Origin of the sequence: Pseudomonas sp. R3-52-08 (assembly GCF_003851745.1) — a bacterium.
Taxonomy (GTDB): domain Bacteria; phylum Pseudomonadota; class Gammaproteobacteria; order Pseudomonadales; family Pseudomonadaceae; genus Aquipseudomonas.
In genome coordinates this window covers 2,984,187-3,008,795 of record NZ_CP027730.1, presented here as the reverse complement: position 1 = coordinate 3,008,795, position 24,609 = coordinate 2,984,187, and the positions used below count along the sequence as shown (strand labels likewise).

The following is a 24,609-nucleotide window of genomic DNA, read 5'->3' as shown; positions in this document are numbered from 1 at the left end:
CGAAATAAACTGAGTAACTACCGACGACACAGCGGCAAAACGCGTTTCAAAAACCTGCCGCAATTGCATAGCGTTCCGAATTGCTAAAGTCGCTGGAATAGTAGTTATCCCGGAACGTCATGGGCGGCAGGCCGAACAAATCCTTGAAGCGCTTATAAAAGTGCGGATAGCTGACAAAACCGGTAGCGAGTGCCACGTCCGTCAACGAGCGATTACTTTGAATAATCAGTTGGCGGGCGCGGGTAAGTCGCAGTTCCAGGTAATAGCGGTTGGGCGCCGCGTTTAAATAGCGCGCAAATCTGCGCTCAAGCTGTCTACGCGAAACCCCCACGTGGCTGGCGATCTCATTGATTTCCATGGGTTCTTCAATGTGGTTTTCCATCAGGGAGACCGCAACGTTCAGAGGGCGAGGTACCGGTTTAACCAGGCTGACAGCACCTAGGGTTACAGTATTGAATTGAGGCTTTTTGGGTTGATGTACACGTTTGATTTCATCCACCAGATCAGCATCGCGCTGTGAGCTGAGGTCCTGCATGATTGCCAGGATCATATCCAGCGCGGATGAAGCACCAGCGCACGTCGCGCGCCGCTGGGTAAAGGTGTATTCGGACTCCCCCGTTTTCACTTGGGGGTAATACTCGTTTATCAACGCACAACTATCGGAATGACAGGCGCAATCCTGGTCATCGAGCAAGCCCGCATCGGCCAGGTAAAACGCAGCATTCCATACACCAGCGACGATGCCCCTTCCCCCTGCCGCCTTTTTCAATGCGCGGCGAATGGTGGGGTTGCTGGACAGCCTTACCCGCTGGCCACCGATAACCACAAGTGCATCGTGATTGATTTTCTCAACGTTCAAACGTTCCGAGGACAACGGTATGCCGATATCACTTTCAACCAGTCCGCCCAAGAGCGAATACGTCGATACTTTGTAGACGGTATTACTGTTGATCAGATTGCCGGTCGCCAGCGCGTCCATCGCTGTTGAGAGTGCGGTTAATGAAAAGTGGTCGAGCAAAATGAATGCCACCCGTACAACTTTTTCATGACCGACCGAGTCGGTAGTTTGCCGAAACCCAATATTCTGGAACTTCAACGAGCTTTGGAAGGTATCCATTATCTTCGCCACCTGATCACTTTATTACGTAAAACAAACGCAGCCGGTCCCGCGTACGGCCAGCTCAATCGAGCTGGCAGCACTTTCCTTGCTGTTTTCTATTGCTTGGCTGCGGCGCGCGCGTCACTCAACCAACCATCGTATTGCGCCTGGTGAGCCTTGATCCATTCGGCCGCATGGCGCTTGATGTCAGCGAGTGATTTCTCACCCTTTTGCATGCGCAGGTTCTGGGCACTTTCGTCGTCCGTGGTGATACTGACTTCCGACAGAAACTTGCGAGCCACCGGGTTCTTCTCGGCAAACTCTTTGTTCATCACAGCGTTAACGGTATCCACCGGGAAACCGAGATTTTTGCCCTGGTAAAAGGTGTCTTTACTGTCTTTGCCATCAGGCAACGAGGTGAACGGAACCGGCAGCCATACGACGTCGCGCCCTTCCACCAGCACGCTGGAGATCCATTGCGGCACCCAGGTGAAATACAACACGGGTTTGCCCTGCTGGAACCTGGCGATAGTGTCTGCCATCAGCGCGAAGTAAGAACCCCGGTTGTCCACGACGGTTGGGCTCAGGCCGTAGGCTTTCATGTGGTATTCAACCATCACTTCGCAGCCCCAACCGGGGTTGCAGCCTGTCATGTCTGCCTTGCCATCGCCATTGGCGTCGAACAGCTTGGCGATCTCCGGCTTCTTCAAATCCGAGAGATCCTTGATGTTGTATGCGTCGGCCGTTTTCTTGTCGATCATGTAGCCCTGCAGCACGCCCTTCATGACCTGGCCAACTTTCACCATGGTGTCGTCGCCGCCGCCTTTCTTATAAAAGGCAGCGTGCAGGTTCTCCCACTCATGCACGGTGAAATCCGCATCGCCATAGGAGAGCGCCAGGAACATCGCGGGATAATCAACTTCCTTCGGGGCCTTCACGTCATAGCCAAGGTCTTTCAAGCCTGCAATCGCCACCTCACCGCGAAAACGCTCTTCAGCGATAGTCGGGAAAATAGGCGTGATGGAAACACCGTCACCCGGTTTGTTTGCATCAGCGGCGTACGCTGCCGAACATGCAGTTGCACCCAACATGGACGCCATCAGCGTCGCGACGACGGTTTGCTTGAGATTTGCAAGTTTCATATTTCACCGCGCTTGAATTTATAGTAGGTGAGCAGGTGTGCTTAGTTAGTCACTGGGTGTGCTACGTTCTTTTTCTTCTTGAATTTCATCACTAGGCCAACCGGCCCGGTTTCGTACCAACGCTGGCCGGTTGCCAGATCACTGCTGCGCTCACCCATCGCTTGGGTCAAACGATCGAGGAAGACAGCCAGGAGTACCAGGCCGGCACCGCCGACGCTGGCCAGCCCCATGTCCAGGCGGCCGATGCCGCTCAATACCATCAGCCCAAGCCCGCCAACGGATATCATCGAAGCAACGACGACCATCGAAAGTGAAAGCATAAGTGTCTGGTTCAATCCGGCCATCATGGTCGGCGCCGCAAGGGGCAGTTGGACCTTCAACAGCATCTGGGTGGCGGTGCAGCCAAACGCACGTGCGGCTTCGACCTTATCGGCGGGTACCTGGCGAATGCCCAAGTTGGTCAGGCGCACCAAGGGCGCAACCGAGAAAATAATCGTCACGATGACGCCTGGAACGTTACCGATGCCAAACAACATCACCACAGGCACCAGGTAAACGAAAGCGGGCAATGTCTGCATCGCGTCCAACACCGGACGCACGATCACTTCCATTCGGTCGCTGCGGGCACATAGGATGCCCAGGGGAATACCAATAACCGCACAGAAGAGTAATGAAGTCAGGACCAAAGCGAGAGTCACCATGGCATCGGCCCATACACCGATCAAGCCTAGTCCGGTCAATGTAGCGATACTGAAAATTGCGATTCGTTTACCGCCGATCTGCCAACTGATCAATCCGGCGATAAGAATGAATACTGTGGGGGGCACGGAAAGCAGGCCCCACTGAACACCATCAAGTACTTGGTCAACCGGCCATCGAATCGAGCGAAAGACTTCCCGAAAGTTATGTACCAGATAAGTCAGCGTCGCTTCAACCCAAGCGCCCAATGGAACAGTGAAACTTTGGAACGGGTCTAAATAATTAAAGTCCGACATGATACTTCCTCGCCCTCAGAACTTGAGACTGCTCTGATTATTCAAATTAACTATTATTCAGGCAGCTCAGAAGATGGCCTTGGGAAATCGAGCCCTTATACAGGCCAACTTCATCCACCACCGGCATAGGCGTTGCGGAGGCCGCGACGATATGCAGAATCTCTCTGAGCGAAGCTTCTGCTTTTAGGGGGGTGTGACGACCAGGCTCATAGGTGATGCTGGTGTCCTGTTGAGCGATATCGCCCGCTTTCAGGATTCGACTGGTGTCGAATCCATTAAAGAAATCGCGCACGTATTTATTGATGGGGTTGCACAGTAACTCGCGCGGTGTACCAATTTGCACCACCCGACCGCCTTCCATGATTGCGATGCGGTGGCCGATCCGTACGGCCTCTTCAATGTCGTGGGAAATGAAGATGATGGTGCGGTTCTGCTCGGCCTGAAGCTTAATCAATTCGCCCTGCATCTCGCTACGAATCATCGGGTCGAGGGCCGAAAACGCCTCGTCCATCAACAGGATCGCCGGGTCATTGGCCAGGGCACGGGCGAGGCCGACGCGCTGTTGCATGCCGCCGGAGAGTTGATGGGGAAAGCTGAACTCCTGACCAGCAAGCCCAACCTGGGCCAGCGCGCCCATGGCGCGGCAGTAGCGTTCTTTCTCGGCGACGCCGCTGATCGCCAAACCAAAGCTGACGTTGTCGATGACGCTCATGTGCGGCATCAGCGCAAAGGATTGAAAGACCATGCCCATGTCTTTCCTGCGCACTTGCAGAAGGTCTTTATCCGCCAGACCGGTGATTTCCTTACCATTCAGAAAGATCGAGCCACTGGTGGGTTCAATCAAGCGGTTGAACAAGCGGACCATGGTTGACTTGCCGGAGCCCGACAGCCCCATGATGACAAAGATCTCGCCGCGGCGGACGGAGAAGTTTGCATCAAAGACGCCAATAGCTTGCCCGGTTTTTTTAAAGACCTCTTCTTTAGAGGCCCCATCAGCCAGCAACTTCATTGCAAGGTCCGGTTGAGTGCCGAATACCTTATAGACATTTTTGACGGAAATGATTTCGTCGGAATTAGTCATACCTTGCCCCTTCGTGTTCAGCACTATTCGCTTTAAGCGATGCGCAAACGATCGAAAATAGTTTTAAACGGCAGCGGGAATGAATAGAGAGTTTCACGACGGGTTTCCTTTTATTATTTTTTGGCCCCTAGGAAAGAGGGATGTTTCAAATTTAGTAGTAACCCACCGTCAATTCCAACTACATTTACAGGGACAATTGGATAACGTCGGGTTATAGATCGTCTCAAGCGGACAGTTTTCTTGCTGCGGCACACAGGAACGACCCGTAATGTCTCAAAAACGACCTGCACACCGTTTTTACCGCCTGGCTTCAGTTACTCTCGCGTCGCTTCGCTGGGGAGCGGCTGCATGAGGAGAACGTAAGGATGTCAAAGCATGTCGACCCTGACAGCATTCTGCTGAAAATGCCGTCGTTGAGGGCCGTGAAAGCGTTTGTAGCGGCTGCCAAGTACGAGAGCTTCACCCTCGGCGCCGAGGCGCTTTGTGTTTCGCAGGCGGCTATCAGCCGGCAGATTCGCGAGCTGGAGGAGTACCTGGGTGCGCAGCTTTTCAACCGCGTAGGGCGTGCTGTCGAACTGACTTCTGCCGGGGCAGTGTTCTTTGATGCCGCGCAGCTGTCATTTGTAAACATCGCCCAGGCAGCCGAGCGAATCCGCAGCAGCCAGTCCTCCAAAAAAATGCTGACCGTCTGCTGCTCTCCCGCCTTTTCCGCCCTATGGCTGTCAGACCACCTGCCTGAATTCATCAGACAAAACCCCGGCATTGAGTTGAACCTGGTCACGACGCAGAACTTCCTGACCATGGAGCCCGGGGTACAGCCGGACGTCTTCATTACCAAAATGGCCCGTGTCCGGGACGACTATAAAAGCTACCCGTTGTGCCATGACGTGATCTATCCCGTTTGCAGCCCGCAATTTTTGGAGCAACACCCGGAAATCTCGACGATCGAAGGCCTGAGAGACTCAGCCCTGCTGAACCTGAGCCCCTACGGACGATCCCAGGTAGCCGAGCACGTTGACTGGGGTGTCTGGTTTGCCTTTCAGTCGATTGACATTGATGACCGCCCGCAAGACAGCCCCCAGATTTTCAATGCCAACGACTACAACTTGCTGATCAGCATGGTGCTGACCCACCAAGGTATCGCCCTGGGTTGGAACCACCTGGTTACCCGGCTGGTAGAGCGTGGGGTGTTGGTGCGGCCGATCCAGCAGCAAGTTCAGCTGCGCAACAGTTCGCACTACTTAAGCTGTCGAGAAAACGCCGAGAACGAAGATGAGCTGCGCCGGTTTCGTGAGTGGCTCCTGGCCAAGTTCCCCCGCTGACGCCGCATGCCTTAGAAGCAGAGTCGTCATTTTTGTTATCGATTGCCCTACGAAAATGTTGCTGGAACGGTGAGCCCTCGCTGGATCATCGTGCAGCGACACCATAATGATTTTCGTAAGGAATGCCCGGGATGTCACTGTTCGAATTTTGTCGCAATTTCGATCTCCAACAAGCACCCGCCCACACGCAAGCGATACTCAGAAACAGCCTGTTGGATATCGTCGGTGTGATGGCCGGTGCGGCATCCAATGACACCAGCGAGATAATGCGCAGCTATGCACGCCTCCACTACCCCGGTGGTGTGTACACCAGTCGGCTGATGTTCGATGGCCAGCGCGTCAGTATGCTTGGAGCCGCCTGGGCTGGCGGATTTTCCGCAGACAGCCTGGACGCTCACGAAGGGCACTTCAAATCCAAAGGGCACGCCGGCGCAACGGTGGTTCCGGCGTTGCTGGCCCTGGCCGACGCATTGCACCACAACGGCCAGGAGATCAGCGGGCACGAACTTCTTTCGGTGCTGTGCATTGGCTATGAAACCGCGCTGCGCGCTGGCACTGCATTGATGGCAACCTCACCCACCTACCACGCTTCTGGTGGTTTTTCCGCCATGGGGGTGGTGTGTGCTGGCGCACGATTGCTTGAGTTCGATGAGCCGACCTTTCGGCACGCATTGGGCATTGCCGAGTATTTCAGCGCACGCTGCCCAATGATGCGTGTGGTGCTGGCACCGACCATGTTGCGCGATGCACATGGAGCAGGCGCTTACGTTGGCTTGAATGCACTGTTGATGGCGCAGGCAGGCATGACCGGTGCCCCTGCGGATATCGTGGAAGACCCAAGTGTCGCGCCGCACTGGGCGGATATAGGAAACCGCTGGGAAATCGATAGCCAGTACTTCAAACCATGGCCCGTATGCCGATGGGCACAACCCGCCTTGACGGCAATGCTTGAATTACAGCGCCAGCATCCCGAAGTGAGCGCGAGCACCCTTGAAACAATTCGCGTGGAAACGTTCTTCGAATCGATGTGCCTGCAGGGCCATACCCCACGTAACGCAGATGAAGCCCAATACGCGTTGGCGTTTCCGCTGGCAGCGCTGATTGTGCGAGGCAAGCTGGGGCCTGATGAAATCACGGGGGGCTCAATCACCGCCCCCGATATTCTCTCGCTGAGTTCACGCATCGAGATTGTCGAAGCGGCGGATATTTCCGCGCGTTTCCCGGATGAAATTCTTTCCAGACTTACCCTTACCTTGAAAGACGGTACGATCATCGTCAGCCCTGTGACAGCGGCAAAAGGTGATCCGCACACCGCGATGACGGCCGCTGAGCTGGATGGAAAATTCGACCTGTTCAGTAGCCATCTTGGAGTTGAACGAAGCCTTGCGGTGAAGCACGCGATTCATTCATTGGGTCAGGCGCACTCAGCCATTACGACGCTGGAGCCTATATTTTCAAGCGTTACGCATTCCGAGGAAGCGGCTGATCGATAACCTGGAATTATTGATTGCCCCTACGAAATGTCGTTTGCGGGCGTCGCGACAGCCCCCTAGGCTGTCATCTATCTAAAAAGGCCGTGAAGTTATTGCACCGCCATTAAGCAGGCAACCGATGCCGAACTTTTAGAGCACTATAAAAGTCACCGTTAAAGGTGAGCGCTCACGTTATTTATCCTGGGAGGATAAGATGGATAATAAAGAAACCGTGTTTGACCTGATTGCCCAACGTAAACCATGGCACTCACTCCCGGGAAAGCTCTATAGCAGCGAAGGCGTCTATCGCCAGGACCTTGAGCAAATTTGGCACAAAGACTGGATCTTCGCCGGACACACGTTTGAACTGGAAAAGCCCGGTCAGTACTTCACGCTGCAAGTGGGTGACTACCCGGTGGCCGTGGTACGCGGCAAGGACGGCCAGGTGCGAGCATTTCACAATGCTTGCCGCCACCGTGGCGCCAAGATTTGTGAAGCCGACCATGGCAAAGTCGCCAAAATGGTGTGCCCTTACCACAAGTGGACCTACGAGCTGGACGGCAACCTGCTATTCGCCGGGAACATGGGGCAGGATTTCGACAAATCCGAATACAACCTCAAAAGCGTTCACTGCGAAATCGTGAACACCTTTATTTATGTGTGTGTCGCGAGCAAAGCACCGGATTTCGAACACTTCCGTACCGCCGTGACCCCCTTTGTCGCCCCGCATAACCTCGATGACTGCAAAGTGGCCTTTGAGTCCAATATCGTCGAGAAAGGCAATTGGAAACTGGTCTTCGAAAATAACCGTGAGTGCTACCACTGCGACGGATCTCACCCCGAGCTGCTGCAATCGTTCGTGGACAACCTTTCCGTGGGCGGCACCAGCGGCGACGACGATCCCGAGCTTTCCGCTTACTGGAACAAATGCGAAAAAGCCGGCTTGCCGAGCCGCTTGGTGATGGACATCAAAGGCCAGTTCCGCATGACCCGCATCCCATTGTCCAAGGGCGCGGTGAGCTACACCATGGACGGCAAGCCCGCGGTGACCAGCCGCCTGGATACCACCGGCGAAGCGGATATCGGCGCACTGCTGTACTTCAACTATCCGTCGACGTGGAACCACTTCCTGGGGGACCACGCTCTGAGCTTCCGCGTGCTCCCCATCAGCGCGACGGAAACCTTGGTGACCACCAAGTGGTTGGTGCTCAAAACTGCCGTAGAAGGCGTGGACTACGACATTGATCGGCTGACAAAGGTATGGATCGCGACCAACGATCAGGACCGCACTCTGGTAGAAGGCACGCAGCGTGGTGTGACTTCACCCTCTTATGAGCCAGGCCCGTATTCCGAGACCGCAGAGACCGGTGTCTGCCAATTCGATGATTGGTATTGCGCCACCATGATGGAAAGGATCAAGGGGCCTATCCCCTTGAAGTCTGTCGGATAAGAACGATGCCTGGTGGGTAAGCCTTTCAATACAGTCGTGCATTGAAAGGCTTACGCCTTAGCAACTTGCCCCTTCCTCCTTCCAGGCCTCAGCGCAGTCGCTGCCAGGCCTTTCTTCGTGTGCCTGTTTGGGTGATTCAAATGACTACGTCATCGTTAGCGATCAACGCCAATTACGGCGAACGCACGTCAACCCGTATTGCTTTCCTGATCGCAGGGCTTGTCATGTCGGCATGGGCGCCCTTAGTGCCGCTTGCCAAGGCGCGCACGGGGTTGGACGAAAGCGGGTTGGGGCTTTTGCTGCTGGGCCTGGGCGTGGGGTCGATTGTTGCCATGCCGTTTGCCGGGCACCTCACCGCACGTTACGGCTGCCGCCCAGTCATTGTGTGTTCCACTGCGACTTTATGTGTATTGCTTGTACTGTTGAGCAGCCTCAGTTGGCTGCCGGGCCTGGCATTGGCCGTAGTGCTGTTTGGCGCGGCTATGGGCATGCTGGATTGCGCGATGAACATTCAGTCCATCATTGTGGAAAAAAACAGTGGCGAGGCACTTCAGTCGGGGTTCCATGGCCTGTACAGCGTCGGAGGCATTCTGGGTGCCGGCGCGTTGACTGCATTGTTGAGCATGGGATTAGAACCGGTGTTTTCAGTGCTGTGCGTCGTCATCGTGGTAATGGGGTGCCTGTATAAAGCGATTCCAAGTTTATTGACCTATGGAACCGAAAAAGACGGCCCGATCTTTGCAATCCCAAAAGGCATTGTCTTTTTACTGGGCGCGCTGTGCTTCATCGTTTTTTTAACCGAAGGCGCAGTACTGGACTGGGGTGCTGTCTTTCTCGTATCCAGCCGAAAAATGGAGCCCACCTTGGCCGGCTTGGGTTATGCCAGTTTTGCGGCGGCGATGACCCTGGGACGGCTGACAGGGGATGCCCTCGTACGCAGATTCGGCGGCGTGCTCGTGGTGGCTTATGGCGCAATGATTGCTGCCACCGGCATGCTCGTATCGCTTGGATTCGAGGGCTGGCCCGCCTCGTTACTGGGATATGCATTGCTCGGCGCAGGATGCTCGAACATTGTTCCCGTGCTGTTCACCGCCACCGGAAAACAGGACCGCATGCCCCAAAGAGTCGCCATACCGGCGGTTATCTCCATGGGCTATGCAGGAATTTTGATAGGCCCGGCGGTGATCGGTTTCGTTGCCCATATGAGCAGTCTTTCATTTGCGTTAGGGGGCCTGGTGTTTCTTCTACTATTTGTGAGCGCTGCCGCGCATTGTCTGCGCGTGTGATCCATCATCAACCAACTGAACGTTGAAGTAGAAATACTCCGATAGCCCCTGTCTTGCGTCCCCCACAGACAGCCGGAATGTATAACACCTGGTTACCAATGTAGGAAAAAGACGAAGGATAAGTCGTCTATTTGGTCTTTACAGTGCACCAACTGGCGAATAAGAATGAACACTCACTCACGCCACCACCCTGATTCATTCAACCTGAAAAATAATTTTCCGGAGAATACAGTATGGCCAGCGAAAATAACGCCACGAGAACTTCCGACGCCTATTGTGCGACATCGGTCAATCGCGCCCTGAACTTCAATCGCGACTACTTTCGCCTCTGGGATTACTATGAGACATGGTCTACTGATTACGACAACGATGTGTCAGAAGAGAACTATTGTGGCCCACTCGTGATCAGCGACCTGCTGACATCGCTGCTTGGCAACGCAGACACAAACAACAAACAACCTCGTAGCGCTTTGCGCATCATGGATGCCTGTTGCGGGACCGGATTGGTGGGGAAAGAACTGACCCAGCGAGGTTTTAGCAACATAGAAGGATGCGACCTATCACCGGCGATGACACAGTTGGCGCGTCAGACTCAGGCGTATGGGGCGCTCTACGGCGGCGTGGATCTGACCGAACACAACACGTTGATTGCGGACAACAGGTATGACGTAACCTTGTGCTGCGGTGCGTTCATCGAAGGCCACCTGCCCATAGAAGCCATTCACGAACTTATTCGCATGACCTCCCCCGGCGGACTTTTATTGTTTAGCACGCGCTGCACGTTTTATGCAGCAGAAAACTTCGCGGACCTGTTGGACAGTTTAGTCGCGGCCAAAAAACTATCCTCTCTACCGTCACTTATGAACGCTCCTTATTTAGATGAGGTACATGCTCACTACCTGGCATTTAGAATTGCCCGATAAGGAGACTGCAGCATGGAAGCCTTAAATCGCATTTCACTTGAAATGCTTGAGTCTATTGATACGCCGCGCGAAGTACGCCGTCTACGTGAAACCTGTATTAAGGACGGTTTTTTTTATTTAACCGATCACGGTATAAGTCCGTCGTTTATCGATCAGGCATTTACTGCGGCGCGACAATTCTTCGAACTGCCGCTGGAGATCAAGAATCAGTTCTCCCAAGACCACCAACAGGTCAGCCCCAAAACTTGTCGGGGTTATGTACATACCTTTGGCGAAACGTTGCACGCGCCTACGGGCCCCGATTGTAAACAGCACTTCGACATGGGAAGGGAGGCCGCCCTGTGTGAAAAACCCTTCACCGGTCCGAACCTGCTCCCAGACGAGCAAACAGCTCCCGCGTTTGCCAAGGCAATGTTGGCCCTGCAGGATCAAGTCATGCACCGCGTGGTGCCTGGATTATTACACGGGCTGGCGCTTGCATTGGGGTTGAACAAGCTATTTTTCGAGCCCTTCTTTTCTGATCCGGTGCTGATCCAGCGCGCCCTGTACTACCCACCCCAGCGCAGTGGCGCGGGCAAACACACGGACAACGGCATATTCACCTTGCTTTTCCAAGAGGCCGGTGATGCCTGCGCGCTACGCGCTTTTTCCCGAGGACGTTGGATCGACGTACCGCCTCGGGGACACGAAGTGGTGATCAACCTGGGGGACATGCTGATGAAGTGGAGTAACGGCCTGTTTACCAGTACACCGCACCAAGTCATTCACCGTGCGGACAGCGCCCGTGTATCGCTGCCGTTTTTTGTGTACCCGAATGTGGACGCCAGGTTCAACCCTCTGGGCAGCGACCAGGTCTTGTCGTGCCAGCAAGTCATGCTTGAAAACTTCAACTCAATCTGGGTAACCGGCCAGGGTGCCGGCAGGGCCCGCGAACTCGCTTGATTACACCCTCAAGAGGAATCGATATGCAAGCTGCCAAGCCGAAAGTCGGCTTTATCGGTACCGGTAATATGGGCCGTCCATTGATAGAGCGCCTGCTGAACGCGGGGTACGAGGTCCAGGTGCATGATATCGACCCCGCACGTGCGGGCCCGGTGATCGAGTTGGGCGCCGTGTGGAAAGACACGCCTGCGCTGTGCGCCTACACATGCCAGATCGTGGTGACCTGCCTGCCGCTACCGCACCATGTACTGGAAAACATGACAGGCGAGCACGGAGCCCTGGCAGGCATGGCGGAAGGTACGGTGTGGATCGACACATCCACCACCGATTACCACAACACCCGTCATATCGCTGAATTAGCCTGGCAAAAAAATATATTCAGCCTGGAAGCGCCCGTCAGCAACCTGTCACATATGGGCGTGGATTTCGCCAACGTGTGCTTCTACATCGGCGGGGATGAGCGCGGCTATCGATTGAGCCAGACCACGCTCGACACCATGGGCCGCAAGTCTTTCTACGTTGGAGAGATCGGCGCCGGCCAATCGGTCAAGTTGCTCACCAACCTGCTGTTCTACACCGCCACCGTGGTATGGGCCGAATTACTGGTCATGGCCAGGGCCCACGATATTCCGCTGCACTGGCTCTGGGACTACGTGAAAGTCTCGCGGGGAAACTGCTTTGTCAGCAACCAGTTGACCCCGTTCATATTCGACGCTAGCTACGATCATTCCTGTACGTTGGAGATCACCGTCAAGGACACGAGTCTCACTGAGGCACTGGCCGATGAACTGGGGGTGGCAATGCCGCTGGGACGCATCGTCGCCCAGCGCTATCACCAGGCGGGAACGCTGTTCGACAGCCAGGACAATCATGTAAAAGTGGTGGCCTTGAGTGAGCGGGAAAACGATCTATCCCTCACCCTGCCCGATTTTCATGCACCTTCGCCCTATGGCGCCAACCGCGACTATTGCCATAGCGGCGAAGTGATTGAGGACCCCATGGGCCGTATCACACCAGCCCTCACACCGATGTTTCATTCAGGCCTGGTATTCACCGACAACAGCAAGATCAAGCTGGCCTCGCACCTAGTGGAGTTCTTGGCCTGCATCAACAAGGTCATCCTCGACGAGGCCTGGCAAATCGGCCGCGCAATAGGTCTTGCGGACGCGCTGATCGAGCAGGTGGTGAACTGGAGTTGCGGCCCCAGTTGGGTTGCCGAACACCTGGATAGCTATGAACCGTGCCTGGATCAGTATCGCAGCGGTTGGCGAGCTCCAGCAGGCGCTGCGACTGCCCGTCATCGAGCAAATTTTTCACCAGTCGATTCTGGGCTTTCCCTCCCCTGCCCGCGCAGTCGGGCCGGCATTGCGACAGGGAGCGGTCGCACCATGAAAATTACTTCTATCAAGGTCTATCAACTGGATATACCGCTCAAGAATAAATACAGCCTCAGCGGCGGACGACTGCACTATGACTCACTCGACTCCACCATCGTCCTGGTCTTCACGGACAGCGGCTTGGTGGGCGTCGGCGAGAGTTGCCCATGGGGCGCCACTTACTTGCCGGCCTACGCTAAAGGCGTGCGGGCCGGCATCGAGGAATTAGCGCCGCACCTGCTGGGTGAAAATCCACTGCACCTGGATCAGATCAATGCACGCATGGACGTGATGCTACCGGGTCACCCCTATGTGAAAGCTGCAATCGACCTGGCATGCTGGGACATCCTCGGCAAACACTGCCAGCTGCCGGTATATGCATTGCTTGGTGGACGGTTCCAGGCGTCGATCGCCTTGCAAAGCAGCATCCCCACCGATGATACAGAGCAGATGGCGACCCACTTGGCCCTCGCTCGCAGCGAAGGTTATCGCACCCACTCCTGCAAGGTCGGCATCGGGGTGGAGGAGGATGTGGGTCAAATCCGGCGCCTGCTCGATCAGCGCCTGCCCGGGGAGGTCATCACTTTCGATGTCAATCGTGCCTGGACGGTTTCGGAGGCCGTCGCTGTGATGAACAGCGTGGAAGACCCCACAGTGTGCTTTGAACAGCCCTGCGAATCCTTGGAGCAATGTCGAGCGGTGCGGGAACTGACACGCAACCCGATCATTCTGGATGAGTCCATTGTGACCCTTGGCGACCTGGTACAAGGCCAGCGCCAGAACATCGCCCAACTGATCGGGTTAAAGATTGGCCGCGTCGGAGGCCTGACCAAAGCCCGACAGCTTCGGGACTTCTGCATCTACCACGGCATCCGGATGAATATTGAAGACGTTGGCGGCACCCAGGTCAGTGACAGCGCCGTGATGCATCTAGCGGCCTCGACCCCTGGCCGCCTGCATCGTGCCAGCTGGAATTGCTGCCGACACCATGAGATGCGTGTGGCCGAGGTGGATTTTGAAATCAGCCAAGGCCGTGCCTACCTGCGTGACCGCCCAGGCCTGGGGCTGACGCTTGACTCCCGGCAGTTCGAGCACCCCGTCGCCCAATACGGATAAATTTCACTGTCCTTCCAACTGATCCATGGAGGTTCCATGACCAGCGCCCCTGCTCCGTTGCACCTGGCTCGCGGGTTCGACATCGACCCTTTTGCGTCTTTTACCTTGCCCAGCGAACATTACATCGACAGCCAGTTGTTCGACCGGGAAATGGAAGCGGTGTTTGCGCGTACTTGGCAATACGTCTGCCACGTCTCCGCGCTTCCCAATGCGGGTGACTACCGAGTGCTTGACCTCGGTCGGCGAAGTGCCCTGGTGGTCCGGGACAAGGACGGTACGCTGCAGGCCTTTCATAATGTTTGCCAGCATCGCGCGCATCGATTGGTCGAGGGCAGCGGCCATGTGCCTGGGTTATTGACCTGCCCGTATCATGCCTGGGCCTACAACACCCGTGGACAGTTGATCAGCGCGCGTAAATCCGAGCATCTCAAGGACTTCAGCACGGATCAGGTTCAACTCAAGCCGGTACGCCTGGAGGTGTTCTGCGGTTTCATCTTCATCAACTTCGACTGGAATGCGCAGCCCATGCAGGCCCTGCTACCCGGGCTCGAGTCATCAATCCGAACCTTCTCGCCAGCCCCGGAAAAGCTGTTCCACGCCTACTCCAAGGAATACAGCGTGCAGTCCAACTGGAAGGTCTCTGTGGAAAATTACTCAGAGTGTTACCACTGCCCGATGTGCCATCCCACTCTCTCGACAGCGACCCTTGACCTGAAAAGTTATCACCTGGCGATCCACGAGCATTATCACGCCCATATCAGCAGCGACAGTGGCGCCAACCAGGGCTATACGATGAAGCAAGGCTCGGCCCGATCGCGCGAATTTGGCGCCTGGTACCTGTGGCCGAACTTTTGCCTGGAGGTCTATCCAGGAGGGTACATGAATGTGTTGCATCATCTGCCGGTCAGCGTGGACAAGACCCTGCAGGTGGTTGAATGGTTTTGCACGGCAGCAACGCCCTCCCGGGAAGAGCAGGAGGTCATCGACTTCGTCGCCGTGATCCGTGAAGAAGATATCCCCCTGTGCGCCAGTGTGCAGCGCGGCCTGAACAGCGACGGCTACCAGCAAGGTCGCTTTATCGTTGACCCGGCACTTGGGGCCAACAGCGAGCATGCCGTGCACGATATTCAGAAAAAAACGCTCGCCGCGCTGGGACTGCTGCACACGGACCACCAGTCGTCAGTCTGCGAACGATGAACTCAACCATTCCAGCACCTGGCGAGCCGACAGGTTCAGGGTTTCATTACGCCATCTGTACACGCTCAGGGCTTCAGGGAGGTGTATGGATTCGGAAAAAGGCCTTACCAGATCACCACTGGCGAGCATCTTTTCACTGGTTCGACGCCACCCAAGGGCAAAACCCAGGCCTTCGACACACGCCTGCATCATGACCGGATAACTGTCATAGAACTTGCCCTTGAGTTCTCCGGGCCTGATATGAAACTCCCCCAGCCAGTCGCTCCAGGTGCTCCAGTACTGAGGCGTAGCGACGTGATGCAGCAAAGGCAGATCCACCAAGGTTCGCAAGGTCAGAGGGTGATCGCCCAACGAGGCCAGGTAGCCGGGACTGCACACCGGAAACACGTCATCACTCAAGGTCAACAGCCGGGTGTGATCACCGGATGGGCGACCCGAGGTTTGGATGGCTATATCGAATTTTTCCGCGGTTTCGGTAATAGGTTGGATGGATGCATTAAGGCGAACTTCCAGATCAGGGTACTTCCTGTGCAAATGCGTGATATTTGGCATCAACCAGTAAAAGGCTTCGCACAATTGAACCTCGAGGACGATTTCACTGTTATCTCGCCCGGACTTCAAGTCTTCGGCGCGTGAAGCAATGCCCAAGAACGCTGTGCGCACCGCGTCGCGAAACTCTGCGCCCGCCTCGGTTAGAAATACGGCGCGATTTCTACGCGTAAATAACGCGACGCCAAGGAATTCTTCCAGGGATCGTATCTGTTTACTGATTGCAGCCTGGGTGAGATGCAACTCATCCGAGGCTTTGGAAAAACTTTCCAGACGCGCCGCGGCTTCAAAGGGAACCAGGCTGGAAAGTGGGGGCAGTGAGCGTTTGAAGTTATCCATAATTTTCATTCCTCCTGCGTAACCATAAGTCACTTTAAATGCAATACGAGCTCAACCAAAATCCTCCAGGTCGATCACATCAGGACCCATCATGTCTGCAACCACAACCGTTACCGCCGCTGAAAACCGACAAAGCATACTCATCGTCGTAGGTTCGGTGTTCCTGTTGTCAGTTTCAGATGCTCTTATCAAGGCCACCAGCGCCGAGACATCGATGTGGCAGCTCTACGTGATTCGTTCGGTACTGGCCATTGGCATGCTCGTCGCCTTGCTGATGTACCGCCGCGGCACAACGCAGCAAAGGCCGCTTTCCCCTTTGTGGATAGGTGCAAGAAGCCTGCTGCTTGCCCTGATGTGGATTGCCTTTTACAGCGCACTGCCCTTCATCAGCCTGACCATAGCCGCATTGGCAATCTATACGACACCTTTGTTTATCGCTTTGTTCTCGGCAGTCACCCTGGACGAGCATGTCACACCGCGCAAATGGGTGGCCATTCTGGTGGGGTTCGCCGGGGTGCTGGTCACACTCGCACCGAGTCAGGCTGACTTCAACCTATGGACACTGCTGCCCGTGCTCGCTGCGATTTTATATGCCCTCGCAGCGGTCGTGACCAAGGGCAAGTGCGCCAATGAGGCGCCCATGCACCTGGCCCTGGCGCTGAATATCGTCCTGTTGTTGATGGGAATGGTCGGCAGCATTGTCGTCGCACAGACTGGCCCTCACCTGCCGGCCAACGAGGGCCTGCGATTTCTGGTGGGCGACTGGTCGCCCATGGCGATCAGCGACTGGGGCGTGATGGTGGTGCTGGCGATTCTGATGGTACTGGTCAGTACCGGCATCGCCCGGGCCTATCAAATCGGCGAGACCTCGATCATCGGCGCATTCGATTACACCTACCTGATCTTCGCGATTGCCTGGGGGGCGTTGCTGTTCAATGAAGTGCTCAATGGCCGGACCGCGGCCGGTCTGGCCCTTATCCTGATTTCAGGCTTCATCCTGCTGAACAAGCCCACTGCTACGCGCTGAACGCTTCACATGCACAGGCCTTAACAAGGAGCTGTTTATGCTGACGTCATTTGATTCCTTGCCCAATGTGATTCTGTGGGCGGTTTCCCGCAGCCGCTCTACCGCTTTCGAGCGGGCCGTGATGCAGCATCCGGGCGTCAGGGTGTTGCACGAAAGGCTCTCCGAACCCTTTCTGGCCAAGCACTTTCCCGAAAAACATGCACTGATTGAGCACACCCGCCGCACCAATAACGGACCGCCCGGCATTACCGGTTACGCCGAGGCGATGGCGTTGCTCGGCGAACGTCCAGCACCACCGCACCGCTTGCAATTCTCCAAGGAGATCGCTTACTTCGTCGACTTCGACTCGATCGATAGCACGTGGCTGGCGCAATTCAGGCATGTGTTCCTGGTCCGCCAGCCGCGGGATGTGATGCGTTCGCTGTATCGCGTCAGCCAGAGCGGTGGCACCACCTATTTCGATGCGGATGAATCCGGCTTCGATGAGCTGGCTCGTATCCATGAGCGGGTGCTCGAACAGTGTGATGCCAGTCAGGTGCTGTACCTGGACAGTGATGAGGACCTGATGGGTGATACGCGAGGCACGCTGGCGCGCTTTTGTGATTTCGCCGGTATCGACTTTTCGCCTCGCCTGTTGAGCTGGGCACCGGAAAAGGTCGAACAGTGGCAATTTTTCCAAGGCTGGCATGACGATGCCGAGCGCTCGTGCGGTTTCGCCCAAGTCGCGCACCCCGAAATCACGTTTCCGGATGCCGTCGAATCCACGGCACGGGACAAGCAACCCCTCTACAGGTTTTTCCATCTGGCAGCTGCCTGGCAGCGCGTGCCCCCCACGAAGGATCACCTTGCCTGCCTTCATGAACCGGCGCAGGCACATCTGCGCGTGTTGTTGCTGGCATCGACGAGGCAGCAGCTTCTGCGTGCGTTGCAATGGGCAGCGCAATTGCCTGGCGACTATGCCGTTTGGCTATGGAGCAGCCCCACAGCCTGCCATTTCGACGCAATCATCCGCGAGATTGAGCAGTTGCAGGACCTGCCTCTGGTGACGCTGACGACCTCTGAAGACCCGGTGTCGCTCGAGTTCGTAGGCCGTCTGAGTCATCGCCAGCTGTGCCTGATCTGCCCCGACAGCCCATATGCACGCCACACCGGGGTCAAGCTGATCATTGTCGATCGAGATAACCCGGCGATGAATGAAGTCAGCCTACAGATTTCTCAGTACCAGCGGGCGGCAGCTCAACACAGTCGCGAGCAGCAGATCACGACCCAGCGTCTCAACGCCCCGGCCGATGCAACAACGCCCTCCTGGCACACGCATCTGCGTCAGTTGCTGCGCGATGCCCCAGACAGCACGGTCGCCGCCAGCCCCCAACGAAGCCTGAGCGCCCGCGATCTGAGTGACCAGGCCCGCAAGCTGGCTGAGCGACTTTTGCACAGTTGCCCCCACGGCGGCTGGGTGGCTATCCGCCTGGACAAAGACCTGCGCACGCTGGTGACCATGACCGCCTGCAGCCTGCTGCGCTGGCCCTACCTGGACATCCCGCAATGGTACGGCCCCGACGCCACTGCGAACGTCTTGGCGAAACTCGATCCAGTGGTCGTGGTGGGCGATACACTGACTCTCCAGTCCCTGGCAGGCCGTTATCGCACGCTGCTGCTGGACCGCCTGCCGGAGCGCTGCGACGCTGCGCCAGAGGTTCGACCGCAGCCATTGGGTGATGTGGCCTATGGCTTGCTGACCTCTGGTACGACGGGTATGGCAAAGGTCGTCACAATTGGCGAACACGCTCGCCTCGATTCACTCGCCTTCTGGCGTCAGCATTTGCGTCCCGGGGATCGCATCGGCCTCAATGCGTGGATGACCGGCTATGTCTACTACCCCATCTTCAGCGGCGCGGTGGCCTGCCTGATTCCGGACGCCATGGTGCTGGATCCCCACGCTCTCACAGGTTTTATCCAAAGCAGTCGTCTCTCTCAATTGATGATCACCCCCAGTCTCGTGGCCGGCCTGCTGCAAAACGAACAGGCATTCCAGCAGGCGTTTGCCAGTGTGCATACTCTGTGGCTGAGCGGCGAGCCGCTACCCGACGCGACTCGCGAACAACTCACGCGTTGGCTGCCCCACTGTAAGGTGCTCGATCTGTATGGCTCGAACGAAGCCGGGGACGTGGCCCTGGTCGGCCCGCAAGGCCGCTTGCACTTCACCCCCGGCACCGAAGCCTTCGTGCTGGACTCGACACTTGAATGCGTTCGCCTGGGCAGCCCTGGCGAACTCTACGTGCACACCCAGGGACTCACGCTGGGTTATCTGAAGGACGATACGGCCGACCAGGCGGCCTTCGTATCCAATCCGCTGGCGCCAACCCACCCGGACCTGGCCCGGCGGCTGCTGCGCACCGGTGATAGGGTGCAACTCACCGAAAGCGGAAATATCCACCTGCTGGGCCGCAGCAGCACGCATCTGAAATTGCGCGGGTTCAAGGTATTCAGCACCGATGTGGAACGCATCCTGATTGCTCATCCCGAAGTACGCACGGCCTTGGTCACCACGCGCGGCGACGGGCTTGACCTGCAACTGGTGGCCTTTATCGCCCCAGCGGATGCCGAACACCCGCCCCATGCCAGCACGCTGCGGCAATGGGCGAGTCAACACTTGCCGGCCTTCAGCGTTCCGGTGGCCTACTTCCTGACCCCATCGATCCCGGCCGGTGCCAGTCAGAAGCGCCTGGGTTCGCACATACTGCTGCAACTGCCACTGGTCCCTCTGCCAGATGACGAACCGCCGCTCACGCCCCTGCAATCCCGGGTTGCTGCCTTATGGGGCGACTGCCTGAACCTTCAGGGTGTGACCCTGGGCCCCGACAGTGACTTCCTCGACATGGGTGGCAGCCTGTTGCTGTTGGAATTGATAAACCTGATCAACCGGACTTTCCGTTTCGATCTCTCCGTTGCCGACATCACCCGCGACGCTACCCTGGCGGGCATTACGCAGCTGATCGCGCTTAAACTTCAAGGCGAGCCCGTCAAGGAGGCCCCCTTCTCTGTTGAAGCCGAAACCGAGCTTTACCTGGCCAGGCTGCAAGCGCCTGTTACGCATATGCCTCAACGCGAGGCACGGCGCACGATACTGGTTACAGGGGCCACGGGGTACCTGGGGCGAATGATCGTGCGCCACCTGCAACAGGCCGTGGGCGTGGAACGCATTCTATGCCTGGTGCGGGCCGAAAACCCGGCTCACGCACAGCAGCGGGTTGCGGATCTTGGGTCAGTGGAGGCTGTAGTTGCGGACTTGGGCCAACCCCGGCTAGGCCTGTCACCCGAGGATTACCGTCGATTGTCTTCGGAAGTCGACTGCATCATTCATTGTGGTGCCGAGGTCAACTGGCTCAAGCGTTATGAACGCCTGGCCGAGACTAACGTAGGCGGCGTTCTGGAAGTGCTGCATCTGGCTGCCCTTGGCGGTGCCGGCGTTGTCATCGCCTCGACCTTGCCCGAAACGGTTCCGACCACCGGCTACAACCGAGCCAAGCTGGTTGCCGAAAGCGTGGCGATAAGGTTCCGTGAACAGACCGGCATAGATCTGCACATCCTGAGATGCGGGGACATCAGCGCTCCCCTTGAGGCCAATGCCTGCGACCGCATCAACCCCGACGACTATGTCGGACTGATGATTCGTAGCTGTGTTGCTCTCAAGGCCTGGCCGGCGCAAAGCGACTGGTCGCTGAATCTCACGCCGGTGGATCATGTCGCACGGATCTTCGTGCACTGTGCCCTCGGCGGATCGATGACGCAATCGACGTCAATCCATCACCTTTACAACCCAGAAAACACCCGCTGGGAACAGATCTGCAGTTGGATCCAGACGCTCTTGGGGGCGGACCGGTTCACGGCACTCCCCCTCGCTCAATGGCGCGTCAGACTCGAAGCCCAGGCACCTGGCAACGCCGTGCTACAGCGCACGTTGCTGATCCTTCCAATGATCATCGAAGACTTCAAACACTTCAGCCACCCGGCCCCGTTGCAAGTCGCGCAGCTGGAATGCCCGGTGATCGATGCCGAATGGACGCAGCAGTACCTCACCGCACTCAACCTGGACACAGGAGAGACCCCATGACACAGACTACCACCGGATGGGCGGCCCATAGCCCAGGCTCGCCATTGGAGCCTTTTACGTACCCCCGCCTGGACCCGGGTCCCAATGAAGTCGAGATCCGGGTCACCCATTGCGGCGCCTGCACGAGCGACCTGCATTTGATCGAAGGAAACTGGGGCGAAGCCTCCCAATACCCGCAAGTGTGTGGTCATGAGGTGGTCGGAAAAGTAGTCCGCAGCGGGTCCTCGGTAACGGGGCTCGCTGCGGGGCAACGTGTCGGCGTCGGCTGGTACAAGGGGGCATGCCTTGCGTGCGAGTGGTGCCTGAAGGGTGAAGAGCAGCATTGTCCAAAGGTAGTGCCTACGTGCAGCAATGGGCAGCGAGGTGGCTTCGCGGACTTTTTGACCTGTGACGCAAAGTTCGTATTCGCCATTCCCGATGCCCTGCCCTCAGCCATGGCGGCGCCGTTGTTTTGCGCGGGACAGACGGTGTTTACCGCACTGCTGCGTGGCACCCGTCCGGACATGCGGGTCGGCGTGCTAGGGATCGGCGGGTTGGGTCACCTGGCCATCCAGTTCGCCGCCAAGTTCGGGTGCACCGTGACCGCGCTGTCGAGCTCTGAGGACAAGAGATCCCAAGCCATGGAATTGGGTGCCAGCCACTTCTGCACCCTGGACCCGCACACGCTGAAAGCCCAGGAAAACACCCTGGATTTCCTGTTGGTGACGGCCTCCAACGATCAGGACTGGGCGAGCGCCATCGCCTTGCTGCGGCCGCGCGGCACCCTGTGCTTTGCAGGTATGCCCAACCCGGTCACCTTGGACATCGCAGCCATGACGTACAAAACCCTGACGGTTTCCACTGCCAATGTTGGCGGGCGTCACGACATGCTGCAAATGTTGGCGTTTGCCAGCGAGCATCACGTCTGGCCCCTGGTCGAAACATTTCCGGCGACAGGAATCAATCAGGCCTTGGATGCACTGCGCAACAATCAGGTGCGTTATCGCGCCGTCGTTGAGTTCTGACCCACACAAATTCCACGGAGATACCTCATGTCTTCTTCGCTGGCACTACCGCCAACCCTCCCAGTGCACTCGGACCTGGTCCCGCACCCCTTCGAGATAGGGCGTCAGGAACATTCCGATCTGAAGGGCCACCGTTCGCTCCTGTTGTGGTTCACCGGCATGTCCGGCGCGGGCAAGTCGTGCATCGCCAACCGGGTCCAGGCCAACCTGCACGAGCACCAGCTGCACACGTGCCTGCTGGACGGTGACCGGCTTCGTCAGGGCCTGACCGCCGACCTGGGCTTTGTCGATGACGATCGCAAGGAAAACATCAGGCGTACCGCCGAGGTGGGCAAACTGATGGTGGATGCGGGCGTGATCACCTTGGTGTGCCTGATCTCACCGTTCGAACAAGAGCGTCGCATGGCCAGAGCTCTCTTCGCCCCCGACGATTTCATCGAGATATTCATTGATGCGCCGCTGGCAGTCCTGGAGCGACGCGACCCCAAAGGGCTGTACGCCAAGGCGCGTAGGGGCCTGATCAAGAATTTCACCGGTATCGACTCTCCCTATGAACGGCCCCTATCCCCCGACATCTTGATCGATAGCGCAACGACCTCTGTCGAGCAGGCCGCGCGCACCATCGAAGCATTCCTGCACAACCGTCGGTGCTGGAACTAACCGTTACATTCATATGGGGCAACCATTATGAAGACGCTCGTTATCGTCGGTGCTGGCTTCAGCGGTGTGGTCACTGCGGCACAGATCCTGCGTAGCGCAGGCACCAAACTGCGCATAATACTGGTCAATCGTACGCGGGCCATGGCACGAGGGCTGGCCTACGGCACCAGCAGCCCCCTCCACCTATTGAACGCCAACGTGGGGAAAATGAGTGCGCTGGATGATGAACCAGAAGATTTTTTGAGGTTCTGCAGAAGCCGGCACCTCAACGCTGAGTCTACTTCGTACGTCACTCGCAACCTTTATGGCGACTACTTGAACGATGTGCTCGACGGCGCTGAACGCTTAAACCCTGGCGCGCAGTTGTCACGGATTGTCGCGGAAGTCATACAGGTGCAACCCTGCGGTGACGGCGCCCGGCTCAAGCTGTCGGATGGATGTACCCTCGAGGCGGATCATGTGATCCTCGCCTTTGGCAACTTCCCTCCCGCCGACTGCTGCAATTTGAACAAGACCCTACGTCCGCAGACCTACGCGCATGATCCCTGGAGTCCTCCTCTATGTCTGGCGTCCGATCCAGACGCCGCAGTGCTGTTGATCGGCTCCGGCTTGACAGCGGTCGACATGGCACTGCAACTGCTTCAAAAAGGCCATCGCGGCCCAATCCATTTACTCTCTCGGCGCGGGCTCTTGCCCCTTGGACACTCAACGGAGGTTATTGCCCCCCTTTGCGCCCCTGTGCACCTGGGGCGCGGCTCACCTCGACAGCTGATGGCGACACTGCGCAAGCGGGTCAAGGAACATCAGCGCCGAGGAGGCGATTGGCGAGCCGTGATCGACAGCTTGCGTCCGTGGGTACAAAAACTCTGGTGCGCGATGGATACCACGCAGCAGCGACAATTTCTACGGCATGTCCAACCTTGGTGGGACGTCCATCGTCATCGTTTGGCGCCTGCCACTTTCGAACACTTTCGAGATCATCTGGAAAGTGGACAGCTGGCCATTCATGCCGGCAGGTTGACCAATGTGGCGCTGCTGGGCAAAGGCTTGATTGTGGGCTTTAAACGGCGCAGCGACCAGGCAACTGTATCGCTCAGGGTCAGCAACATCATCAATTGCACCGGGCCCAACCTTGACATCCAGCGAGTCGATACCTCCCTGGTCAACAACTTGCTGGAGCAAGGGCTTCTCAGCGCTGCCCCTTGTGGCTTCGGGATACTTGTGGACGACCAATTGCGCGTGTTGGATCAGCAGCATCAGCCGATCCCTTGGCTTAGCTACGTGGGGCCCATGCTCAAGGCGCAGTATTGGGAAGCCACCGCCGTCCCTGAGCTTCGGCGCTTTTCGTTCAAGTTAGCCACGCGCATGACAACCCTGCTGACAGATGCACCGGCTGGCGGTGGGCAGAGTTCCAGGTTGCGTGTGACGCCTCAAGGCGAGCCAGGTGTTGCCGCTGACCTGAAACGCACTCCGCATGCTGCTGGGTGAAAAAAAGTCAAAAAAACTTTTATTAAC

Annotated in this window: 18 protein-coding genes; 13 read left to right on the top strand and 5 right to left on the bottom strand. The window is 57.0% G+C overall.

Features of this window, described 5'->3' with window-relative positions; translation table 11 throughout:
• Positions 1 to 46 precede the first annotated feature (46 nt).
• The 4 genes from C4J91_RS13730 to C4J91_RS13715 form a co-directional block, all read right to left on the bottom strand.
• On the bottom strand, positions 47 to 1,117 hold the full coding sequence (locus tag C4J91_RS13730) for a GlxA family transcriptional regulator (RefSeq protein ID WP_124362825.1): 1,071 nt from the start codon (positions 1,115 to 1,117) through the stop codon (positions 47 to 49).
• 98 nt (positions 1,118 to 1,215) lie between these two features.
• Complete coding sequence (proX, locus tag C4J91_RS13725; protein WP_164484540.1) at positions 1,216 to 2,241, bottom strand: glycine betaine/L-proline ABC transporter substrate-binding protein ProX; 1,026 nt, start codon at positions 2,239 to 2,241, stop codon at positions 1,216 to 1,218.
• Positions 2,242 to 2,282: 41 nt separating this feature from the next.
• Positions 2,283 to 3,236 carry a glycine betaine/L-proline ABC transporter permease ProW gene (gene proW / locus C4J91_RS13720; RefSeq protein WP_027616458.1) on the bottom strand — a complete coding sequence of 318 codons (954 nt, stop codon included), beginning with the start codon at positions 3,234 to 3,236 and terminating at the stop codon, positions 2,283 to 2,285.
• Between the two features lie 46 nt (positions 3,237 to 3,282).
• A complete protein-coding gene (locus tag C4J91_RS13715) occupies positions 3,283 to 4,317 on the bottom strand; it encodes a glycine betaine/L-proline ABC transporter ATP-binding protein (protein ID WP_124362824.1) in 1,035 nt (344 codons plus the stop codon).
• A gap of 365 nt (positions 4,318 to 4,682) precedes the next feature.
• Between C4J91_RS13715 and C4J91_RS13710 the strand changes: the two genes are divergently transcribed.
• The 8 genes from C4J91_RS13710 (at position 4,683) to C4J91_RS13670 (ending at position 15,401) form a co-directional block, all read left to right on the top strand.
• Positions 4,683 to 5,639 (top strand): LysR substrate-binding domain-containing protein, encoded by a 957-nt coding sequence (locus tag C4J91_RS13710; RefSeq protein WP_003181858.1) that lies wholly within the window; start codon positions 4,683 to 4,685, stop codon positions 5,637 to 5,639.
• Positions 5,640 to 5,770: 131 nt separating this feature from the next.
• A complete protein-coding gene (locus C4J91_RS13705) occupies positions 5,771 to 7,132 on the top strand; it encodes an MmgE/PrpD family protein (RefSeq protein WP_124362823.1) in 1,362 nt (453 codons plus the stop codon).
• A 193-nt stretch (positions 7,133 to 7,325) separates the two neighbouring features.
• Complete coding sequence (locus C4J91_RS13700; RefSeq protein WP_003181861.1) at positions 7,326 to 8,561, top strand: aromatic ring-hydroxylating dioxygenase subunit alpha; 1,236 nt, start codon at positions 7,326 to 7,328, stop codon at positions 8,559 to 8,561.
• Between the two features lie 140 nt (positions 8,562 to 8,701).
• The gene (locus C4J91_RS13695; RefSeq protein ID WP_124362822.1) at positions 8,702 to 9,847 is read left to right on the top strand and encodes an MFS transporter; all 1,146 of its coding nucleotides are present in this window, start codon (positions 8,702 to 8,704) and stop codon (positions 9,845 to 9,847) included.
• 233 nt (positions 9,848 to 10,080) lie between these two features.
• Positions 10,081 to 10,770, top strand: coding sequence for a class I SAM-dependent methyltransferase (locus C4J91_RS13690; protein WP_124362821.1), 690 nt, complete (start codon positions 10,081 to 10,083; stop codon positions 10,768 to 10,770).
• Positions 10,771 to 10,782: 12 nt separating this feature from the next.
• Positions 10,783 to 11,712 carry a 2-oxoglutarate and iron-dependent oxygenase domain-containing protein gene (locus tag C4J91_RS13685; protein ID WP_177412826.1) on the top strand — a complete coding sequence of 310 codons (930 nt, stop codon included), beginning with the start codon at positions 10,783 to 10,785 and terminating at the stop codon, positions 11,710 to 11,712.
• 23 nt (positions 11,713 to 11,735) lie between these two features.
• Positions 11,736 to 14,204 carry an enolase C-terminal domain-like protein gene (locus C4J91_RS27795; protein WP_256681577.1) on the top strand — a complete coding sequence of 823 codons (2,469 nt, stop codon included), beginning with the start codon at positions 11,736 to 11,738 and terminating at the stop codon, positions 14,202 to 14,204.
• 36 nt (positions 14,205 to 14,240) lie between these two features.
• The gene (locus tag C4J91_RS13670; protein ID WP_124362819.1) at positions 14,241 to 15,401 is read left to right on the top strand and encodes an aromatic ring-hydroxylating dioxygenase subunit alpha; all 1,161 of its coding nucleotides are present in this window, start codon (positions 14,241 to 14,243) and stop codon (positions 15,399 to 15,401) included.
• Here the strand turns inward: C4J91_RS13670 and C4J91_RS13665 are convergent.
• Positions 15,384 to 16,289 carry a LysR substrate-binding domain-containing protein gene (locus tag C4J91_RS13665; RefSeq protein ID WP_124362818.1) on the bottom strand — a complete coding sequence of 302 codons (906 nt, stop codon included), beginning with the start codon at positions 16,287 to 16,289 and terminating at the stop codon, positions 15,384 to 15,386. The two genes, C4J91_RS13670 and C4J91_RS13665, sit on opposite strands and share 18 nt — an antisense overlap.
• Before the next feature lie 91 nt (positions 16,290 to 16,380).
• Between C4J91_RS13665 and C4J91_RS13660 the strand changes: the two genes are divergently transcribed.
• From C4J91_RS13660 to C4J91_RS13640, 5 genes are all read left to right on the top strand, one after another.
• Positions 16,381 to 17,316, top strand: a complete 936-nt coding sequence (locus C4J91_RS13660; protein WP_124362817.1) for a DMT family transporter — start codon at positions 16,381 to 16,383, stop codon at positions 17,314 to 17,316.
• Between the two features lie 37 nt (positions 17,317 to 17,353).
• Positions 17,354 to 21,430 (top strand): SDR family oxidoreductase, encoded by a 4,077-nt coding sequence (locus C4J91_RS13655; protein WP_124362816.1) that lies wholly within the window; start codon positions 17,354 to 17,356, stop codon positions 21,428 to 21,430.
• Positions 21,427 to 22,434, top strand: a complete 1,008-nt coding sequence (locus C4J91_RS13650; RefSeq protein ID WP_164484539.1) for an NAD(P)-dependent alcohol dehydrogenase — start codon at positions 21,427 to 21,429, stop codon at positions 22,432 to 22,434. Before C4J91_RS13655 ends, C4J91_RS13650 begins: the two co-directional genes overlap by 4 nt.
• A gap of 120 nt (positions 22,435 to 22,554) precedes the next feature.
• Positions 22,555 to 23,094 carry an adenylyl-sulfate kinase gene (cysC, locus tag C4J91_RS13645; RefSeq protein ID WP_256681692.1) on the top strand — a complete coding sequence of 180 codons (540 nt, stop codon included), beginning with the start codon at positions 22,555 to 22,557 and terminating at the stop codon, positions 23,092 to 23,094.
• Positions 23,095 to 23,121: 27 nt separating this feature from the next.
• Complete coding sequence (locus tag C4J91_RS13640) at positions 23,122 to 24,582, top strand: FAD/NAD(P)-binding protein (RefSeq protein WP_124362814.1); 1,461 nt, start codon at positions 23,122 to 23,124, stop codon at positions 24,580 to 24,582.
• Positions 24,583 to 24,609 lie beyond the last annotated feature (27 nt).